The 858-nt window shown below is 36.7% G+C and carries 1 protein-coding gene; it reads left to right on the forward strand.

Annotated features, from left to right (window positions below; all coding sequences use genetic code 11):
- Positions 1-297: 297 nt before the first annotated feature.
- Complete coding sequence (locus Q4557_RS19775) at positions 298-774, forward strand: energy transducer TonB (RefSeq protein ID WP_303415047.1); 477 nt, start codon at positions 298-300, stop codon at positions 772-774.
- Positions 775-858 lie beyond the last annotated feature (84 nt).

Consider the following 858-nt stretch of genomic DNA (forward strand, 5'->3'; position numbering starts at 1 on the left):
CCATCAGTAAATGAATGTTGGTGTTGGCAACTCAAAATGAAAGGCGTTATGTTATAACTTCAAAATAATGGGTGGCTTTGTAATTTTGCTGCGAAATTTTTTAAAGTGTTGTATAGACCTCGTAAACAAAGACGCATTCTTTTTCCGGCAGTATTTTGAGCATTACTTACGTATTCGCGAAATATTCAATTTACAACAAGGACTTAGCGGTGGTACCTTTGAAATTTGAATTGAGCAGCCTGGAACATTATTGTGCTGCTATTGAATAAGCTGTTAGGAATACAAAAGGAGTTTGGCATGAATCGATATATTTTAGGAATAGTAGTGACACTTGTTTTAGTTGGCTGTAAAACGACACCCACAGAGCAATATCAAGGTTTACAATTAACTGAAGCTGAGTTGCTTTCGCAAAAATGGGAAAAATTAGAACGTTTTCCTCCCCTGTATCCTATCGAAGATGCGAGAGCAGGAAAAGAAGGCTGTGCTTCTGTTGAGTATGTTATTACTCCGGATAACGAAATCAAAGATATCAAAGTTGTTTCCTCAACTAGCAAACATTTTGCTAAACAAGCAACACTCAATGTTAAAAAATGGAAATGGTCTGCATTACCTAAAAGCATTATCCAAGAGCCTATTAAAACAAATACTCAATTTCAGTTCTGCTTAGAGACTGGGGATGGACATTGCTCGGAAATAAGCTCTATTAAAAATAATCAGTGCATTGGCGAGGATGTTATTTATTCAACAGGTTATAGAATTAAGCGTGGTGGGTAAGTATTCCTAACACATATGAGCCTTCCGCCAGTCAATAGGCGAGCCTAACTTATTTGACTGCTTTTGCGGTCAAATAAAAATCAA

This window comes from Shewanella sp. 5_MG-2023, assembly GCF_030547465.1.
Taxonomy (GTDB): domain Bacteria; phylum Pseudomonadota; class Gammaproteobacteria; order Enterobacterales; family Shewanellaceae; genus Shewanella.